At 34.3% G+C, this 16961-nt stretch carries 15 protein-coding genes; 2 read left to right on the top strand and 13 right to left on the bottom strand.

The window, feature by feature from the left end; translation table 11 throughout:
- Nucleotides 1-71: 71 nt before the first annotated feature.
- From pepF to ILYOP_RS03210, 9 genes are all read right to left on the bottom strand, one after another.
- Nucleotides 72-2060 carry an oligoendopeptidase F gene (gene pepF / locus ILYOP_RS03250; RefSeq protein ID WP_013387089.1) on the bottom strand — a complete coding sequence of 663 codons (1989 nt, stop codon included), beginning with the start codon at nucleotides 2058-2060 and terminating at the stop codon, nucleotides 72-74.
- A gap of 6 nt (nucleotides 2061-2066) precedes the next feature.
- Nucleotides 2067-2756: a hypothetical protein gene (locus ILYOP_RS15085; protein ID WP_013387088.1), complete on the bottom strand. Its 690-nt coding sequence runs from the start codon at nucleotides 2754-2756 to the stop codon at nucleotides 2067-2069.
- Between the two features lie 236 nt (nucleotides 2757-2992).
- Complete coding sequence (locus tag ILYOP_RS03240; protein WP_013387087.1) at nucleotides 2993-4654, bottom strand: sensor histidine kinase; 1662 nt, start codon at nucleotides 4652-4654, stop codon at nucleotides 2993-2995.
- Nucleotides 4655-4665: 11 nt separating this feature from the next.
- On the bottom strand, nucleotides 4666-5340 hold the full coding sequence (locus tag ILYOP_RS03235; protein ID WP_013387086.1) for a response regulator transcription factor: 675 nt from the start codon (nucleotides 5338-5340) through the stop codon (nucleotides 4666-4668).
- 180 nt (nucleotides 5341-5520) lie between these two features.
- Nucleotides 5521-7299 carry an NADH-dependent [FeFe] hydrogenase, group A6 gene (locus ILYOP_RS03230; RefSeq protein ID WP_013387085.1) on the bottom strand — a complete coding sequence of 593 codons (1779 nt, stop codon included), beginning with the start codon at nucleotides 7297-7299 and terminating at the stop codon, nucleotides 5521-5523.
- A gap of 44 nt (nucleotides 7300-7343) precedes the next feature.
- Nucleotides 7344-9131, bottom strand: a complete 1788-nt coding sequence (locus ILYOP_RS03225; RefSeq protein ID WP_013387084.1) for an NADH-quinone oxidoreductase subunit NuoF — start codon at nucleotides 9129-9131, stop codon at nucleotides 7344-7346.
- Between the two features lie 16 nt (nucleotides 9132-9147).
- On the bottom strand, nucleotides 9148-9351 hold the full coding sequence (locus tag ILYOP_RS03220; protein ID WP_041920994.1) for a hypothetical protein: 204 nt from the start codon (nucleotides 9349-9351) through the stop codon (nucleotides 9148-9150).
- A gap of 228 nt (nucleotides 9352-9579) precedes the next feature.
- Nucleotides 9580-10068, bottom strand: a complete 489-nt coding sequence (locus ILYOP_RS03215; protein ID WP_013387082.1) for an NADH-quinone oxidoreductase subunit NuoE family protein — start codon at nucleotides 10066-10068, stop codon at nucleotides 9580-9582.
- A gap of 180 nt (nucleotides 10069-10248) precedes the next feature.
- Nucleotides 10249-11004 (bottom strand): EFR1 family ferrodoxin, encoded by a 756-nt coding sequence (locus ILYOP_RS03210; protein ID WP_013387081.1) that lies wholly within the window; start codon nucleotides 11002-11004, stop codon nucleotides 10249-10251.
- 240 nt (nucleotides 11005-11244) lie between these two features.
- Between ILYOP_RS03210 and ILYOP_RS03205 the strand changes: the two genes are divergently transcribed.
- Entirely contained in the window at nucleotides 11245-11934 is a 690-nt protein-coding gene (locus tag ILYOP_RS03205; protein ID WP_013387080.1) for a DUF1361 domain-containing protein, read from the top strand.
- 71 nt (nucleotides 11935-12005) lie between these two features.
- Here the strand turns inward: ILYOP_RS03205 and ILYOP_RS03200 are convergent, their stop codons facing one another.
- Nucleotides 12006-13613: a CTP synthase gene (locus tag ILYOP_RS03200; protein WP_013387079.1), complete on the bottom strand. Its 1608-nt coding sequence runs from the start codon at nucleotides 13611-13613 to the stop codon at nucleotides 12006-12008.
- A 332-nt stretch (nucleotides 13614-13945) separates the two neighbouring features.
- Between ILYOP_RS03200 and ILYOP_RS15720 the strand changes: the two genes are divergently transcribed.
- Nucleotides 13946-14113 carry a hypothetical protein gene (locus tag ILYOP_RS15720; protein ID WP_187288107.1) on the top strand — a complete coding sequence of 56 codons (168 nt, stop codon included), beginning with the start codon at nucleotides 13946-13948 and terminating at the stop codon, nucleotides 14111-14113.
- A 42-nt stretch (nucleotides 14114-14155) separates the two neighbouring features.
- Here ILYOP_RS15720 and ILYOP_RS03195 read toward each other — a convergent pair whose 3' ends face one another.
- The 3 genes from ILYOP_RS03195 to serS form a co-directional block, all read right to left on the bottom strand.
- Nucleotides 14156-15136, bottom strand: a complete 981-nt coding sequence (locus tag ILYOP_RS03195; RefSeq protein WP_013387078.1) for a class II fructose-bisphosphate aldolase — start codon at nucleotides 15134-15136, stop codon at nucleotides 14156-14158.
- Between the two features lie 75 nt (nucleotides 15137-15211).
- Nucleotides 15212-15409, bottom strand: coding sequence for a hypothetical protein (locus ILYOP_RS16015; RefSeq protein WP_245546508.1), 198 nt, complete (start codon nucleotides 15407-15409; stop codon nucleotides 15212-15214).
- A 259-nt stretch (nucleotides 15410-15668) separates the two neighbouring features.
- Nucleotides 15669-16940, bottom strand: a complete 1272-nt coding sequence (gene serS, locus ILYOP_RS03185; protein WP_013387076.1) for a serine--tRNA ligase — start codon at nucleotides 16938-16940, stop codon at nucleotides 15669-15671.
- Nucleotides 16941-16961: the final 21 nt, after the last annotated feature.

Genomic DNA, 16961 nt, shown 5'->3' with positions numbered 1-16961 from the left:
CTATAAAAATAATCCAGAGTCTGGCTTTATCTGCCAATACTCTGGATTATTTTTATAAATTTTCGATATTTCTATTTTCTTTCTAGATTTTCCATCTCTTTTTCCAAAATATCTAAAAGTGCATTCATGTCTTTAGACACAGCCTCTATAGTCTCAGTCTCAGTTAGATCAACCCCGGCCTTTTTAAGCTGATTCATAGGATGATCACTTCCTCCAGATTTCAAAAGATCTAGATATTTGTTTAGAGCTACTTTTCTTTCGTCTTCACTGTATTTTTCATTGGTTATTCTGTCATGAAGAACTGCAGAGGATGCAAAACAAGTAGCATACTGATACACATAATAAGGAGAATTATAAAAATGAGGTATTCTCGCCCATATTATTTTTTGAAGTTCATCTATGGCAACTGTGTCACCAAAATAATCTTTAAATAACTGATCCATTATTCCACTTAAAACATCCGGTGTTATGGCACCGCCATTTTCCACTATCTTGTGTACCTGGTATTCATAGTCTGCGAAAAGTGTCTGTATAAAATAAGTTCCCACCACATTGCCTAAAGACTGCTCTATAAGAGCTATTCTTTCTATTGGATCTTTGGTGTTTGTTAACATGTTATCCAAAAGAAGTCTCTCATTAAATGTAGATGCAACCTCTGCCACGAAAATAGTATACCCGTGAGTAGAATAAGGCTGATTCTCACTAGAAAGCATTGTGTGCATTGTATGACCTAGCTCATGTCCTAGGGTAAAGACAGAATCTAAAGTCCCGTTGTAATTTAAAAGCATATAAGGATGTACTCCGTAGATTCCTAGAGAATATGCCCCACTTCTTTTATTTGGAGTCTCATAGACATCTAACCAGCCTTGGCTGACAGCCTTTTCCATTCCTTTTACATACTCATCTCCCAATGGAGCTACGGACTTTAAAACAAGTTCCTTTGCCTCATCATATTCAAACTCTCTGTTATAATCTACCAAGGTTATCTGATTATCATAATAGTGATATTCATCTAGTCCCAAGAGTTTTTTTCTTAGGTTCACATATCTCTGAAGAGGCTGTGTATTTTCTCTGGTAACTTTTATCAGATTTTCATATACTTCCACAGGAATGTTATTTCCCTCTAAGGCCTTAGCCAAAGTAGAGCCATAACCCCTTGCCTGGACAGTGGCGTTGCTTTTCTGAAGGATGGAACGGTATATTGCAGCATAGGTATTCTGATTGTCTGCATAAGCAGTATAGAGGGCTTCAAAGGCTTTTTTTCTATCTTCCTGATTTTTATTTGTAGACAATATTTTTGAATACACTGCATTTGTAACCTTTGTTTTTTCACCGGTGGAAAGTTCTACCTCATTCCACTTTATATCAGAAGTGGTCAGTTCTTTATATATATCTCCTGGTGCTCCCATAAACTGACCATAATATGAGAGAAGTTTTTCCTTTTCTGCATCTAATACATGCCCCTGAAGTCTATAGAGTTCCATAATTTGAAATCTGTGCTCTTCAAGCTCTTTGTTCTCATCTATCCATTTTATCATGGTTCCCTTTGGAATCTCTAAAATCTCAGGATTTATCCATGCCACAGTAGCACTGTACTGGGTATAAATAGCCATTATCTCTTGTAGTTTTTTTGAGGCTACTTCATCTGTAGAGTCAAGATCTCTCATGAGATAAGGATACAAATATATTTCATCTGTTATTTTAGACAGTTCATTTTCCATTGCCACAAGCTCAGAAAAAGCCTTAGGATCATTTTTTATTTTTCCTCTATACTTCGGAATCTCTTCCATAAGTTCTTTCGCCCTTACCAAATCAGCCTCCCATTCTTCCCAGTTTTCATATATGTCGTTAAGATTCCATTTATATTTCTGATCTATATCTTCCCTTTTCAGGGTTTTATCTTCTTTTACCACTTCTATCACTCCTTCTTTTCCTTCATTTGATATTTTTTCATTATTTTTTTCATTTGACGGTTTTCCCATATTTTTACCACTTATATAAGCATGTCCTGCTATTCCAAAAACTGCTATAAGTGCAAGTATAAGGAGTCTTTTTCTCATCTTCGATCACCCCTTGAATAATTTATTTCTATTCTCTATTCCAATATTTTTACATATTTCCTTTGGATTTTCACTTATCAATTTATTCTTTTCCCTGTTATAAGCCTTTTTAAACTGACCCTGAGAAAAATGATAATAAAAATATATATTATCAAATTCTTTATTTGCCTCTATAGTATCTTTGAAACTTTTAAAAATTTTATTCAGATTTGAAGTTCCGAGTATCCACATATCACATTTAAATACTCTTTGCAAATCACAGGCTAATTCACCCATGAACTTTTGGTTCTCCATCAGAATATCTCTGTATAAATCAAATTTACCAAGTTCTGAGGTTACTTTTGTATGAACAAAACTCTTGTTCAAAACAATTACTTCTCTGTCAAAGTCATTCACAAATCCATTTTCTTCCATGAAATTCTTTCCGGTTTTCCCGGATATTCCCACAGCATACTTGTTCTGTTTACTTTCATTGAATCCGGGGTTGTCTGTTACCCATATATACTTTATACTATCATCCTTTCCTAAATAGTCAAGTTTTTCATTATAGACAAATGCCCTTATATCACTTTCTTTCTGGTCATATCTTTTTAAAATATCCTTTGCAAAACCAGGATAATTATCTCTGTATTCATCTACTTTCATTCTAAATTTTTCCCTGATTTTCAAAAATTCCTCGTATTGTCTTGATGTCATAAGATCCTCCTAAAATTTGACCTAAGCTGACAGTTTTATTTTAAATTAAAGTATTGAATTTCTCCAAAGTTCTTGCAAATAGTCATTTTAACCATTTAATATAATTATATTTTACTATTATTACTCTAGTGTTGTCTACTTTTAAAGTTCTTTTTATATCGCGACATCTTTAACACCTAAGTTCAAATCTTTTTCCAAAAAATAAAAGTATCTGCAATTTAAAATTGCAGATACTTTTACTTCAACATTGAAAACCTAAAAACACTTCCTTTTCCCTCTTTAGATTTCACTTCTATCTTTCCGCCACATATTTCCACAAGTTCTGCAACAATATTAAGCCCCAAACCTGTCCCGGCTACATTACTGGTCCTAGCTTTATCCACACGGTAAAACCTTTCAAAAATATTTTCTATATCCTCTTCAGGTATGCCCAATCCATTGTCCTCTATTACCATTTTATATCTGTCATAAATCTCTTTTATCTCAACTCTTATAACAGGTTTTTTATCGTTATAGATAATTGCATTTTCTATGAGGTTTTTAAGTATGGTGGTCAGCTTGTCAAAATCCACCCTCATATAATCATCGGCACCTAAAAGGTTTACCGAATATATTATTTCAGCTTCCTTTGATTTTATATATCGAGATAACACTTTTTCTATCTCTTCCTGTATTTTCCCAAAGGAAACAGGTGCCAGGTTAAGAACCTTAGAATTCTCTATTTTAGATATATTTAAAAAATCCATGGTTATGTTTTCCAATTTATCCACATTATTTTTTACAATCTTTAAAAAATTACCTCTCATAGCCTCTGGGGCATCTTCTAAAGCTATGAGATAGCCTTTGATGTTGGTCAAAGGGGTTTTGAGTTCATGACTTATGTTGCTTATAAAGTTTCTCTGAACCTCCATCATTTCACGATTTCTAGTTACATCTTTTATAGTTATAATAAACTGATTTCTAAATTCTAGATATTTCACTCCTATTACCAGATATTTTTTCAATTTGGTAATATACACATCTTCTTTTATATCCTTTTTTTCGTCTATGGCTTTTCTTACCACATTTATGATCTCTATATATTTCATTCCCTGATAATAGTGCCCACCCTGGTAAAAATTATAAAGATAATTTAGTGATTCATTTTTTAGTATTACTTCCATATTTACATTTATAAGAACAATTGACATATCAACAGACGATATTACCCGCCTCAGTATTTGTTTTTCCAAATTAACTTTTTCCAAGTTTTTTATATTCTCACTTTGCCAGGCCTGGACAACTTTCCAAAATTCTACGAGCCACATATCATCATTAGAATATATTTCATTTACCTCAATTCCGGTTTCTAAAGATTTTCTTATCTCGTCAACTTTACTAAATAAGTGTCTTTTTAGATAATTTTTATAACTAAGGTGAATAAATATATTTAGAATTATAAAAAATATAATCTGTCCTGTGAGAATATTTCTTATATTGCTATGATCCGAATCATATCCCCTGGCAACTCTTATTATGTAGTCTTCTCCGTACTCGTCGGTGTATGGCATTGCATAGTATGCAAGAAGTTCTCCTAGGGTTTCACTCTTTCGAACATTAAACCCCTGCCCTTTTTCAAGAGCCTCTATAACTTCAGGTCTTGTCCCATGATTTTCCATGGTTGACTCCTCTTCATATTTCTCAGAATCATACACTACTGTTCCTTTGGCATTTATCAATGTAAATCTCTTTTCCACACTTCCAAATATATCCTGAAAATCTTCTCTTGAATTATTCCTAGCAATATTTTTTATGAGAATAGCATCCTCCCTCAAGGTTTTTTTAGCAACTTCTTGATAGAGAGTTGATACTCTGTCCGTATTTATCTTTACAAAGAATATTTCAAGGAAAAAAATCAAGATAAGAGTTATTATCTCTTTTCTTCTAATTTGTATCCAACTCCTTTCACTGTTTTTATATTTTTAGAAATACTAACTATTTTCTCTCTCAATTTAGATATATATATATCTACAGATCTATCTCCGGCGTAGTAGCTTGTATTCCATACCTTATCCAAAATCTTTTCCCTAGAAAGAACCAGACCTTTATTTCTTATGAGAAGGTGCAATAGATCGTATTCTTTTTTAGAAAGTTCAACTTCTACTCCTTCTTCGGTCACAAGGTGTCTATCGTCATCTACCACTACATCTTTAAAAATATATTTTTTCGATACCTTAGCCCCATTATTCAGGAATTTTTTAGATCTGAGTATTAGTTCTCTAGGATCAAAAGGTTTTTTCATATAATCATTGGCACCTATCTCGAGACCTTCTAGAACATCTTCTATCTCTGTTTTGGCAGTCAACATTATGATAACTGGATTCCCATACTCTTCAGGAAGTTCCCTTACTATTTTAGTAAAATTTTTCCCATCTAAACTAGGCAGCATAATATCAAGTATCACTAAGTCGGGCTTGGATTTTTTTAAAAATCTGAGTCCTTCTAAACCATCTGACGCAGTTTCTACTCCATAACCTTCCTTGCTGAAAAAATAACTTACCAGCTGTTGTATTTCAAGATCATCTTCAACTATTAAAACTTTCACATTGCCCTCCCCAAATAAAATCTACACTTTTCATTATATCTTATTTTTTCTTTGATGACTTATTTTTTTTGAAATATTTTAAATATTACATATTTGAAATTTCCTTTCTGATAGTTCTTTTCTGGTTACATTACCAAAAAAGAAAAAAAGACAGCGGATAATATCCGCTGTCTAAAAATTTTACATTTTATGTTTTGGGAAATACTCTGTATGTAATATATCATGTGCCTTGTGGCTCATTGGTTTACCTAAGTGCTTTTCATAAAGTTCCTTGATATAAGGATTTTCATGTGATTTTCTTAGCTCTTTACCTTCATCTATAGAAGTCAGTCCAGCTGCTCTTTTCACTATTACTCCAAAATCCCCATGGTGATAAGGCTGTCCACCTCCACCTACACATCCACCTTTACAAGCCATAATCTCTATAGCGTGTACTGTTTCTTCTCCTGATCTAATCTTATCTAGAAGTTCTCTAGCTGATCCAAGACCATGAGCGATTCCGATTCTAAATTTGGAACCTAACTTTTCATCTAATCCTGGAATAGAAACCTCTGCTACTCTTACAGATTCCATACCTCTTAATACAGTAAAGTCTACAGACTCTAAAGTATCTCCTGTAATCCATTCGTATGCAGTTCTAGTTGCTGCCTCTATAACTCCTCCAGTTCTACCGAATATTACTCCGGCCCCTGTGTAGCTTCCTAGAGGATTATCTACTTCTTCCTCATCTAAACCATTAAAGTTGATGTTAGCTTGTTTTATAAGCTTTGCTAGTTCTCTTGTCGAGATAGAATAATCTACATCAGGATTTCCGTCTTTATCAGCGAATTCCTCTCTAGAAGCTTCATATTTCTTTGCAAGACAAGGCATTATAGATACAACTATAAGATCCTTCTTATCAATTCCTTCTTCCTTTGCCCAAACATTTTTAGCTATTGCACCAAACATTTGTTGAGGAGATTTAGCTGTAGAAGGTACATCTAGCATATCAGGGTAATTGTGCTCAAAGAACTTAACCCATGCAGGACAACAAGAAGTAAGGATAGGAAGTTTTACATCTTCATCTCCAGCAAGTTTCTTTGTTACTCTGTCAATAAGCTCAGAAGCCTCTTCCATTATCGTAAGGTCAGCTGACCAGTTAGTATCAAATACCATATCAAATCCTAACTTTCTAAGTGCAGCTATCATCTTACCTTCAACATTTGTACCAGGTTCAAAGCCAAACTCTTCTCCAAGAGCTACTCTGACTGCAGGAGCCACTTGAACTACCACTTTTTTAGCAGGGTTAGCAAGGTCTTTTACAAGTCTCCATGTGTGGTCAGCTTCATGAAGTGCCCCTACTGGACATACTGCCACACACTGTCCACAGTAAGTACATGCCGTATCCTCTAGATCTTGTTCAAATGCTGGAGCCACAACAGCTTCAAATCCTCTGTTTACCCCTGAAAGAACTCCACAAGTCTGTATTACATTACACATAGTTTCACATCTTCTACACATGATACATTTGTCGATATCTCTGATTATAGAAGGTGATACATCTTGTCTATATGTAGATTCTTTACCTGCAAATCTTATTTCTCTAACACCAAATTGCATTGCAAGGTCTTGGAGTTCACACTCTCCGTTCTTAGAACAAGCAAGACAGTCTTTTGGATGATCAGAAAGAAGAAGTTCCAATACTGTTTTTCTTTTTTGCATTACCTTCATTGAATTTGTAGTTACTACCATACCGTCATATACAGGTGTAGCACATGCCGGTGCAAGGTTTCTTCTTCCCTCTACCTCTACTACACAGACTCTACATGAAGCACAGTCATTTTTATAACCTACTCCTCCCATCTGAAGATGACAAAGAGTAGGAATTGTTATTCCCAACGATTTAGCAGCTGCAACGATTGTTGCACCTTTAGGCGCTTCTACTGCTTTTCCATCTATAATAAGCTTTACCATTTCCATTCGCCCGATTCACTCCTTTTAATTTTGTCTTCCAAAACTAAGATTTATCCTCTATCAATAGCTCCAAATTTACATGTAGAATAGCAAGCTCCACATTTTATACATACACTTTGGTCGATTACATGCTTCTCTTTTACCTTACCAGCTATACAATTTACTGGACATACTCTAGCACATGCCGTACATCCGATACATTTGTCGTTGATCGAATATTGTAAAAGATCTGTACAAGCACCAGCTGGACATCTTTTATCCACTACGTGTGCCACATATTCATCCCAGAACTGATCAAGTGTCGATAGTATAGGGTTTGGAGCTGTCTGTCCAAGCCCGCAAAGAGATGTGTCTTTGATAGTCTCAGAAAGTTCCTTTAGCAATTCAAGGTCTTCAAGTGTTCCGTTACCTTTTGTAATCTTATCTAGGATTTCATATAATCTCGTATTACCTATTCTACATGGAGTACACTTTCCACAAGATTCTTCCACAGTAAATTCAAGGTAGAATTTAGATACTGCAACCATACAGTTATCTTCATCCATTACGATCATTCCACCAGATCCCATCATAGATCCTTTTGCTAAAAGAGAGTCAAAATCAATTGGAGTATCTAAGTCTCTTTCAGTCAGACATCCACCAGAAGGTCCTCCTGTCTGAACAGCCTTAAACTTCTTACCGTTTGAGATACCGCCACCAATTTCAAAAATTACTTCTCTTAAAGTAGTTCCCATAGGTACTTCTACAAGTCCTACGTTGTTTATTTTCCCAGCAAGTGCAAATACTTTTGTTCCTGAAGACTTTTCAGTTCCTATAGATTTAAACCATTCTCCACCATTTAAGATGATTTCCGGTATATTTGCAAAAGTTTCAACGTTGTTAACGTTTGTAGGTTTTCCCCAGTATCCTGATTCAGCTGGGAAAGGAGGTTTTGATGTAGGTTCCCCTCTTTCTCCCTCCATAGAATGGATAAGAGCAGTTTCTTCTCCACATACAAATGCTCCCGCACCATATTTGATCTCTATATCAAAATCAAAACCTGATCCAAGAATATTTTTTCCTAGTAGTCCATATTCTCTAGCATCATCCATAGCTTTTTTAAGTCTATTGATTGCTAGAGGATATTCTGCTCTGATGTATACAAGACCTTTGCTTGCACCTGTAGAGTATCCACAGATAGCCATAGCCTCTATAACAGAGTGAGGGTCACCTTCGAGTATCGATCTGTCCATAAATGCTCCCGGATCTCCCTCGTCAGCATTACATACAACATATTTTTGATCAGCACTATTATTTGCAGCAAACTGCCATTTGAGACCAGTAGGGAATCCTCCCCCACCTCTTCCTCTAAGACCAGAAAGCTTCATCTCGTCAATTACTGATTGAGGATTCATTTCATTAAGACATTTTCCTAGTGCCATGTAACCTCTGTTACCTAGATACTCCTCTATATTTTCAGGATTAATAAGACCACAGTTTCTGAGAGCTATTCTCATCTGCTTCTTATAGAACTCCATGTTTTCACCTTCGTGAATTCTTGTTCCAGTTTTCGGATCTCTGTAAAGTAGAGTTTCTATTTTATCTCCCTTTATTAAATCCTCTTCTACTATTCTTCCAGCATCTTCAGGCTTAACCTCAACATAGAATGTATTTTCAGGCATTATCTTTACAATTGGTCCCTTTTCACAGAAACCAAAACATCCAGTCAATACTACCTCTACTTGATCCTCCATCCCTTTTTCTTTAAGGACAGTGTTGATATTATCCGCAATTTGTCTGCTCTTGGAAGAAAGACATCCTGTACCTCCACATATTAGGACGTGCTTTTTATCTGACATCTAATTACCCCCTAAATTAATGATTACACTTATTGTTTCCGTCATTATCTACAAGAAAATCTTTTATTTTCTCCGTATCTAAAACATATTTCTTTACTAGTTCTACAGCTTCATGAGGTGTTATGTTGCCAAAAACAACATTCCCCATTTTTGGTATAATTATTTCTAAAGTAGGCTTTTCACCAGAATATCCATAAAATTCCGTCTGAATAACGGCCACATCTTCTATATTACACTCTTTTAGATATTTTATTATCTCTAGTGCTACTTCATCTGCAAGTCTTTTGGATTCAGGCGTAGGCTGCCCGATTCCTATTTTTGCGACCTTGACATTTTCAAGATCTATTTCTTCTCATTTTTTTCTTACTTCGATAAGAGCTTCACACTCTTTGTTCTTTTTTAAAAGCTCTTCATAAGATGCTATCTTCTTTGACATAAGAAAACCTCCTTACCCTCTGGCTTTATAAGTATCTAGTATTGTTTTTACATCTTTAGCTTCATCTTTACCAAAAACATCTTCTCCCACAAGAACAACTGGTGCTAGTCCACATGCTCCTACACATCTTAGTGCATCGATTGAAAATATTCCGTCTGAAGTCGTTTCCCCCACTTCGATTCCCAATTGCTTTTGGAAATCTTCTAGTACTTTTCCTGCTCCCCTTACATAACAAGCAGTTCCCATACATACAGAAATAGGGTATTTACCCTTTGGAGTCATTGTGAAAAACGAATAAAAGCTGACAACTCCGTAAACTTTGGCTAATGGTAAATCCAATCTTTCTGCTACAAATGATTGAATTTCTTTCGGTAGATATCCAAATATCTCCTGAGCCTTGTGAAGTACTGTGATTAATGCCCCTTGCTTATCCTCAAGATTCAAGATAAACTCATCTAACTGTTTGAAGCACTCTTCCTTAAGTTGGTTTTTACAAGACATCTTCATCCTCCCTTTCATTATATTATGTTAATAATGTAACAATGTTGTGTTCATATACTAGTCAAATAATACCGTAAATCAAAAAATAAATCAAATATAAAATGAAAAAATTTAAAAAAAATTCTAAAAAAATAAAATAATATCACATTTTTTTAAGGGTAATCTTTTCAAAACTCCCCGTTAATCCATATAAACTTTAGGGTTTAAATAACGCTTCTTGCCCTGAGTTTTATTTTTATAATTTATTGCTTCTTTTGGGCAGGTATGGACACATCTGAGACAAAGTTCACATACTACTCCGAAAATTATCTTTTTATCTATTAACCTAATATTATTTACAGGGCAGTTTTTTACACATAATCCACACTGATTACATCTTGAATCTGCTTTTAGTTCTTTCCCCATTTTTCTAAACCTGCTTGCCGACCAAAAATGTATTTTCTCAGGAATCAGGTTAAATGGAAATTTTTCTTTTTCTATTTTTACATATTTCTTTAAAACCTCCTTTGAGATAAGTGTTATCTTTCTGTCGGCTTCTTCTAAAATTCTCATCTGTTTAGATTCTTCAGGAACTTTGAAACTCAATATATAATTATCAGGAAACTTAACTTTCCCAGCATAATTCAGTTGAATTCTAGATTTTTTCAAAAGTTTTTCTGTGATATCTATTGTAGGGCCACACTGTCCTCCGTAGGTTACCACTATAAAAACATACTCCCCATTTAACCCTTCTAACTTTTCCATGAATTTCTTTACAATATTAGGAGGTCCAAATGCATACACAGGAAATACTATCCCTATATACTCCTGTCTTCCCCTGGGAATATTTTTGATATCTATACTCTCCACAGAAAGGTCGAGCTTCTCACCTAAAAGTTTAGCAGTATAATAACTATTCCCTGTACCTGAAAAATAATATATAGAACCTCTTTTCATAAAAATTCCCCCGAAAAATTCTTTTAAATACATTAATTTAAAAAGTAGATTATATCCCCTACAATATAATTCTAATCTAGAAATACAACTTATGCAAAAATTTAAATAATTTCATTTGATATTTTATAAAAATTTTGCCTATAGGATTTTTTATTTTTTTTAAGTATAAATATTTATACCTTTATTAAAGTTTAAGGCAGTCAAATAATTGGAAATTTTTATAATAGGAGGGCGGATAAAATGGATTTATTAGACAATTTTCTCCCTAACAAAAGAACTTTTAACTTATTTATAATGTTTTTAATTCTCTCATTTTCTGGATGTTTAATGGTCGCAATACGTGCATTAATTACTCTTAATACCTATTATTTTTTTTTAATATGGAACCTTTTTCTTGCCTGGATTCCACTGTTTATATCCCTTATTTTAATTATCGAAGGAATTCATAAAGTGCCCAGGATCTGTTTCGGGATTGCCTGGATTATCTTTTATCCCAATGCTTCTTACTTTATAACCGATTTTATACACATCAGCAGGGGGGGATATCATCTGAATCATCAAACTGGTATAGAGGTCATTGTTTGGTATGATTTTTTGATGATTTCGCTTTTTGTTTTTACAGGTCTGTTGATAGGATTTCTATCTCTGTATTTACTACACAAAAAAATAGAAACAAAAATTGGCTTCTATGCCGGTTGGAGGTTTATTATCGCTGCAGAGATATTATCAAGCTATGGAATATATTTGGGACGATTTATTCGTCTAAACAGCTGGCACGTTGTAACAAACCCCTATAACCTAGTCAAAGGTGTTTTATGGAGTTTTAATTTTGAGACTATTATTTTTGTGGTTATCCTCAGCTTTTTTCTTACATTAATGTATATAGCTTTATATAATATCTCTCAACTTAGCAAGCAAAACAATTATTAGTACAATTTTAGTTGCAAAATACAAATAAAAACCAGGAGATATGAATTAAAAAATTCATTCTCCTGGTTTTTTTATAAACCTTTTTTTCTGTTATAAATAGCCTCTACAAACCCTTTAAATAAAGGATGAGGTCTATTTGGTCTTGTCTTCAACTCTGGATGAAACTGTCCTGCGATAAAGAAAGGATGCTCTTCTCTTGAAATCTCAACAATTTCAGCAAGTCTTCCGTTTGGAGAAGATCCAGAAATAATAAGTCCCGCATTTTGAATATCGTCCTTAAATTCATTGTTGAATTCATATCTGTGTCTGTGTCTCTCATATATTAACTCTTCATTATAAAGATCTCTTGCTAGTGTACCTTCTTCTAGTTTACAAGGATACACCCCTAGTCTCATAGTTCCACCCATATCTTCAATAGTTTTCTGATCTGGAAGAATATCTATTACAGGATATTTTGTTTCTTTATCAAATTCACTTGAGTGAGCCGTTTCCCATCCCACTACATTTCTTGCATATTCTATTACAACACTTTGCATTCCTAGACATATTCCAAGAAAAGGAACCTTATTTTCTCTGGCAAATTTGATTGATTCTATTTTACCCTCTATACCTCTGTCTCCAAATCCTCCTGGGACAAGTATTCCACTGTAAACTTCAAGATCAGATGTCTTTATTTTATCTGCCTGCAGATAGTCTATTTTTGCCTTTAGTCCCATAGAGTAAGCTGCATGTTCTATAGCTTCGTTTACTGATATATACGCATCTTTCAGCTCTACGTATTTACCTACAACAGCCACCCTTATATCGTCTTTAGGGTTTACTATTCTGTCTACCATCTCTTCCCACTTGGTCAGGTCTACTTCTCTATCTTCTATCCCTAGTTTTCTGCAGACTACAGTAGCTAGTCCGTTAGCCTCCATTATAAGAGGTACTTCATATATAGTAGAAGCATCTGGAGCTTCTATAACTGCATCAGAATCTATGTCACAAAATAGAGAAAGTTTTTTTCTTATCTCTTCAGTCGTAGGATGCTCTGTTCTGCAAACCAAAACATCAGGTCTTATTCCTAAAGTCATTAACTGTTTCACAGAGTGCTGAGCCGGCTTTGTTTTAAGCTCTCCTGCAGCTTTTAAGAAAGGTAAAAGTGCACAGTGAAGGTAGATTACATTTTCTCTCCCAACGTCATATCTGAACTGTCTTATAGCTTCTAAGAATGGAGTAGATTCTATGTCTCCTACTGTTCCTCCAATCTCAGTGATTACGATGTCAGAATTACTTTCTTTCCCTACAATCTCTATTCTCGATTTTATTTCGTTTGTGATATGAGGAATTACTTGTACCGTCTTACCAAGGTACTCCCCTCTTCTCTCTTTATTTATAACTGATTGATATATTTTTCCAGTAGTTACACTGTTATATTTTGTAAGGCTCTTATCGATGAATCTTTCATAGTGTCCTAGATCTAAGTCTGTCTCTCCACCATCATCAGTTACGAAAACCTCTCCGTGTTCATAAGGATTCATGGTTCCAGGATCTACGTTAATATATGGATCAAATTTTTGTATAGTTACGCTGTACCCTCTTTCTTCTAAAAGTCTCCCTAAAGATGCTGCAGTTATACCTTTTCCAAGTGATGATACTACTCCACCTGTTACAAAAATATACTTTGTTTGCTTCATCAAAAATATACCTCCTATTTAAATTTCTAATTAATAATTGACAATAAAAAAAGACGAAAAAAAAAAATCGTCTCAAGAGATTTTTTTTTGAAATAAATTTCTAAAACTCATTTCAAAAATTATTAGGTTCTGTGTTCACTATAAATTAATAGATTTCTTTAATCACTCGTAAAAGTATATCACGACTTTTAGTTATTTTCAAGATTTTTTTACACTTAATATCAATAGTAATTTCTTAATTTTTTAAATTATTTTTTAGTTTTTTTAAAGGTTTTTTTTATCTGTCGTTGTAACTAATTAATAGTAATATTATTTATCAGGAGGTAGGCTATATGGAAAAGTGTAGAGAAAAATTAGAAGATTGTAGAGAAAAAATGAACCAACTTGAAAAAGATCTTGAAAAAGCATATGCCGAAGAAAATGATATACTCATAAAAAAATATACTGAAGAATTAGAACAGCTAACATCTATGTTTGAAAGGTTTAAAAAAGAGTCTTAATAGTAAAAACCCCGCCTAAAAAGCGGGGTTTTTTAATTATATTTATTTAGCAGCTTTCTTATAAGCTCCTTCAGATCCGAATACATCTACTATTTTAGATTGGTAGTATTCTTTCATCTCTTTCATTGCAGGTCCTAAGTATTTTCTTGGGTCAAACTCTTTAGGGTTTGTACCAAATACTTTTCTTATTCCAGCTGTAAATGCAAGTCTTCCATCTGTATCAACATTGATCTTAGAAACAGCTGATTTTGTAGCTCCTCTAAGCTGATCATCGGGGATACCTATAGCATCTGTAAGCTCTCCACCGAACTCTTTTATCATATCTACATATTTTGCAGGTACTGCTGAAGAACCATGAAGTACGATAGGGAATCCAGGGATCTTTCTCTCTATTTCAGCAAGTATGTCAAGTTTTAATTTAGGGTCGCTTCCAGGTTTGAACTTGTGTGCTCCGTGAGAAGTTCCAATTGCTATTGCAAGGGAATCTACTCCAGTTCTAGATACAAATTCCTCTACCTCTTCAGGCTGAGTGAATACGTGCTCGTCTGCTACTACATCGTCTTCTACTCCTGCTAAAACTCCAAGCTCAGCTTCTACTGTTACGTCAAATTTATGAGCATAGTCTGCAGCTTCTTTAGATACTATAATATTTTTTTCAAAATCATAGTGTGAACCATCTATCATAACAGATGAGAATCCATAGTCGATACAGTCTTTGATTAACTCTAAATCAGATCCGTGATCTAAATGTAATGCCACTGGTATATCAGAACCCTTAGCTCTTACATGCTCTACTAATCCTTTTGCAAGCATAGGAACTATCTCTTTTCCCATATATTTTCTAGCACCAGAAGAACATTGTAGGATTACAGGAGAACCCATCTCAGCACATGCCTCAACTATAGCCATACCCTGTTCCATGTTGTTAAAGTTAAATGCAGGTACTGCATACCCTTTTTCGTTGGCAGCTTTAAACATCTCTCTTGTGTTTACAAGACCTAGATCTTTGTAGTTATATTTCATTGATAACCCTCCACTTAAAATTTTTTATATATTTATTCTAACAAATTTATACCCTAAAATCAAACTTAAACACGGTCATATTTTACTCTTTATTCTAGTCAAAATATATCTAAAAAACCATTTTAACTTCATACGCCTTTTAAACATGGTCAAAACCTCAGGAACAAGCTCCATAACATTTTCAACCACTACCTGATAATTTCTTAACCTCCCCTTTAGTATTCCTTTAGAATTTACCATCCAGGAAATCATAATAAGGTTACTTATCCTCATAAAATTAACAGCCGCCGAAATAAGACCAGGTTTTGTGATATAAAAATTGTATATTCTCCAAAGGACTTCACCTTCTTGAAGATAAAAAAGTTGAAAAAGACAGGTGCCCAAGTAGAAAAAAAACAAAAATTTCATTTTTTTAAGACATTTTTTAAAATCTTTATTACAAAATAAATTTATCAAAAGCAGAACAACTGCTATGCTTATCATATTAAGAGGTTTACTGAAATAGATATTTCCTATAAAAAGCAAGAACAAACTACTTTTTAATAACATCTATTCCCCCCATATAAGGTCTTAAAGCTTCTGGTATAATTATTGAACCATCTTCCTGCTGGTAGTTTTCCATTATTGCAAGAAGGGCTCTTCCCACTGCTACTCCAGAACCATTTAGTGTATTAACAAACTCACTCTTTTTAGTTCCTTCTGGTCTGTACTTTAATCCCATTCTTCTTGCCTGAAAATCCCCGCAGTTTGAACAAGACGAGATCTCTCTGTATTTCCCTTGTCCTGGAAGCCATACTTCAAGGTCATAAGTTTTTGCTGCAGAGAATCCTATATCCCCACTACAAAGCTGTACAAGTCTGTAAGGAAGTCCTAGTTTCTGAAGAACAGTCTCAGCATTTACAACCATTTTATCTAATTCATCATAAGAGTTTTCAGGTGTTGTTATTTTTACCATCTCTACTTTATTAAACTGGTGCTGTCTTATAAGTCCTTTTACATCTCTTCCATATGAACCTGCCTCTCTTCTAAAACAAGGAGAGTGAGCAGTATAGTATTTTGGAAGGTCACTTTCTTCTAATATCTCTTTTCTGTGGAGGTTGGTAAGTGTTATTTCAGACGTTGATATAAGGAACATCTCGTCTGTTGTCTTATACATGTCATCTTCAAATTTCGGAAGTTGTCCTGTACCTTCACAAATATCTCTTCTTACTAGAAAAGGAGTTATATGCTCAGTATAGCCATGTTCAGTTGTATGAAGATCAAGCATGAAGTTTATTAATGCTCTCTCTAATCTGGCACCAAGCCCTCTATAAACTGTAAATCTAGCTCCACCTAGTTTTGCTCCTCTTTCAAAATCAAGAATCCCTAGCTCTTCACCAAGTTCCCAGTGATTTTTTGGCTCATATTCAAATTCAGTAGGTTCTCCCCAAGTTCTCACAAGAAGGTTGTCCTCTTCATCTTTTCCTACAGGAGTGGATTCATGATATACATTTGGTATAGTCATCTGATAATACTGAAGTTTTGAATCTATTTCTGAAAGTTTTGAATCTAGCTCTTTTATTTTCGAAGAAACCGTTCCCATCTCAGCTATTATATGAGAGGCATCTTTTTTCTCTCTTTTTAATTTCCCTACCTCTTGGGAAACATTGTTTCTTTTATGTTTTAATGCTTCAACCTCAGTAAGAAGGTCTCTTCTTTCTGCATCTAGCTGTTCAAAGTCGTCAAGATCTACTGAAGCATTTCTGTTTTTCAGCATCCCCTTTAAAAATTCGATGTTGTCACGCATGTATCTCAAATCTAACATACCAAACTCTCCTCCTCTTTC

This window comes from Ilyobacter polytropus DSM 2926 (assembly GCF_000165505.1).
Taxonomy (GTDB): Bacteria; Fusobacteriota; Fusobacteriia; order Fusobacteriales; family Fusobacteriaceae; genus Ilyobacter; species Ilyobacter polytropus.
Note: the sequence above shows the minus strand (reverse complement) of the source record. Positions and strands in the feature narration are given on the sequence as shown.

Excerpts from the sequence above, each read along its gene's own strand:
- ILYOP_RS15720 (WP_187288107.1), top strand. The coding sequence starts at position 13,946 with ATGGAAAAGTGTAGAGAAAAATTAGAAGATTGTAGAGAAAAAATGAAC.
- ILYOP_RS03210 (WP_013387081.1), bottom strand. The coding sequence starts at position 11,004 with ATGAAAAGAGGTTCTATATATTATTTTTCAGGTACAGGGAATAGTTAT.
- ILYOP_RS15085 (WP_013387088.1), bottom strand. The coding sequence starts at position 2,756 with ATGACATCAAGACAATACGAGGAATTTTTGAAAATCAGGGAAAAATTT.
- serS (WP_013387076.1), bottom strand. The coding sequence starts at position 16,940 with ATGTTAGATTTGAGATACATGCGTGACAACATCGAATTTTTAAAGGGG.
- ILYOP_RS03225 (WP_013387084.1), bottom strand. The coding sequence starts at position 9,131 with ATGTCAGATAAAAAGCACGTCCTAATATGTGGAGGTACAGGATGTCTT.
- pepF (WP_013387089.1), bottom strand. The coding sequence starts at position 2,060 with ATGAGAAAAAGACTCCTTATACTTGCACTTATAGCAGTTTTTGGAATA.
- ILYOP_RS03230 (WP_013387085.1), bottom strand. The coding sequence starts at position 7,299 with ATGGAAATGGTAAAGCTTATTATAGATGGAAAAGCAGTAGAAGCGCCT.
- ILYOP_RS03205 (WP_013387080.1), top strand. The coding sequence starts at position 11,245 with ATGGATTTATTAGACAATTTTCTCCCTAACAAAAGAACTTTTAACTTA.
- ILYOP_RS16015 (WP_245546508.1), bottom strand. The coding sequence starts at position 15,409 with ATGAGGATAAGTAACCTTATTATGATTTCCTGGATGGTAAATTCTAAA.
- ILYOP_RS03215 (WP_013387082.1), bottom strand. The coding sequence starts at position 10,068 with ATGTCTTGTAAAAACCAACTTAAGGAAGAGTGCTTCAAACAGTTAGAT.
- ILYOP_RS03195 (WP_013387078.1), bottom strand. The coding sequence starts at position 15,136 with ATGAAATATAACTACAAAGATCTAGGTCTTGTAAACACAAGAGAGATG.
- ILYOP_RS03200 (WP_013387079.1), bottom strand. The coding sequence starts at position 13,613 with ATGAAGCAAACAAAGTATATTTTTGTAACAGGTGGAGTAGTATCATCA.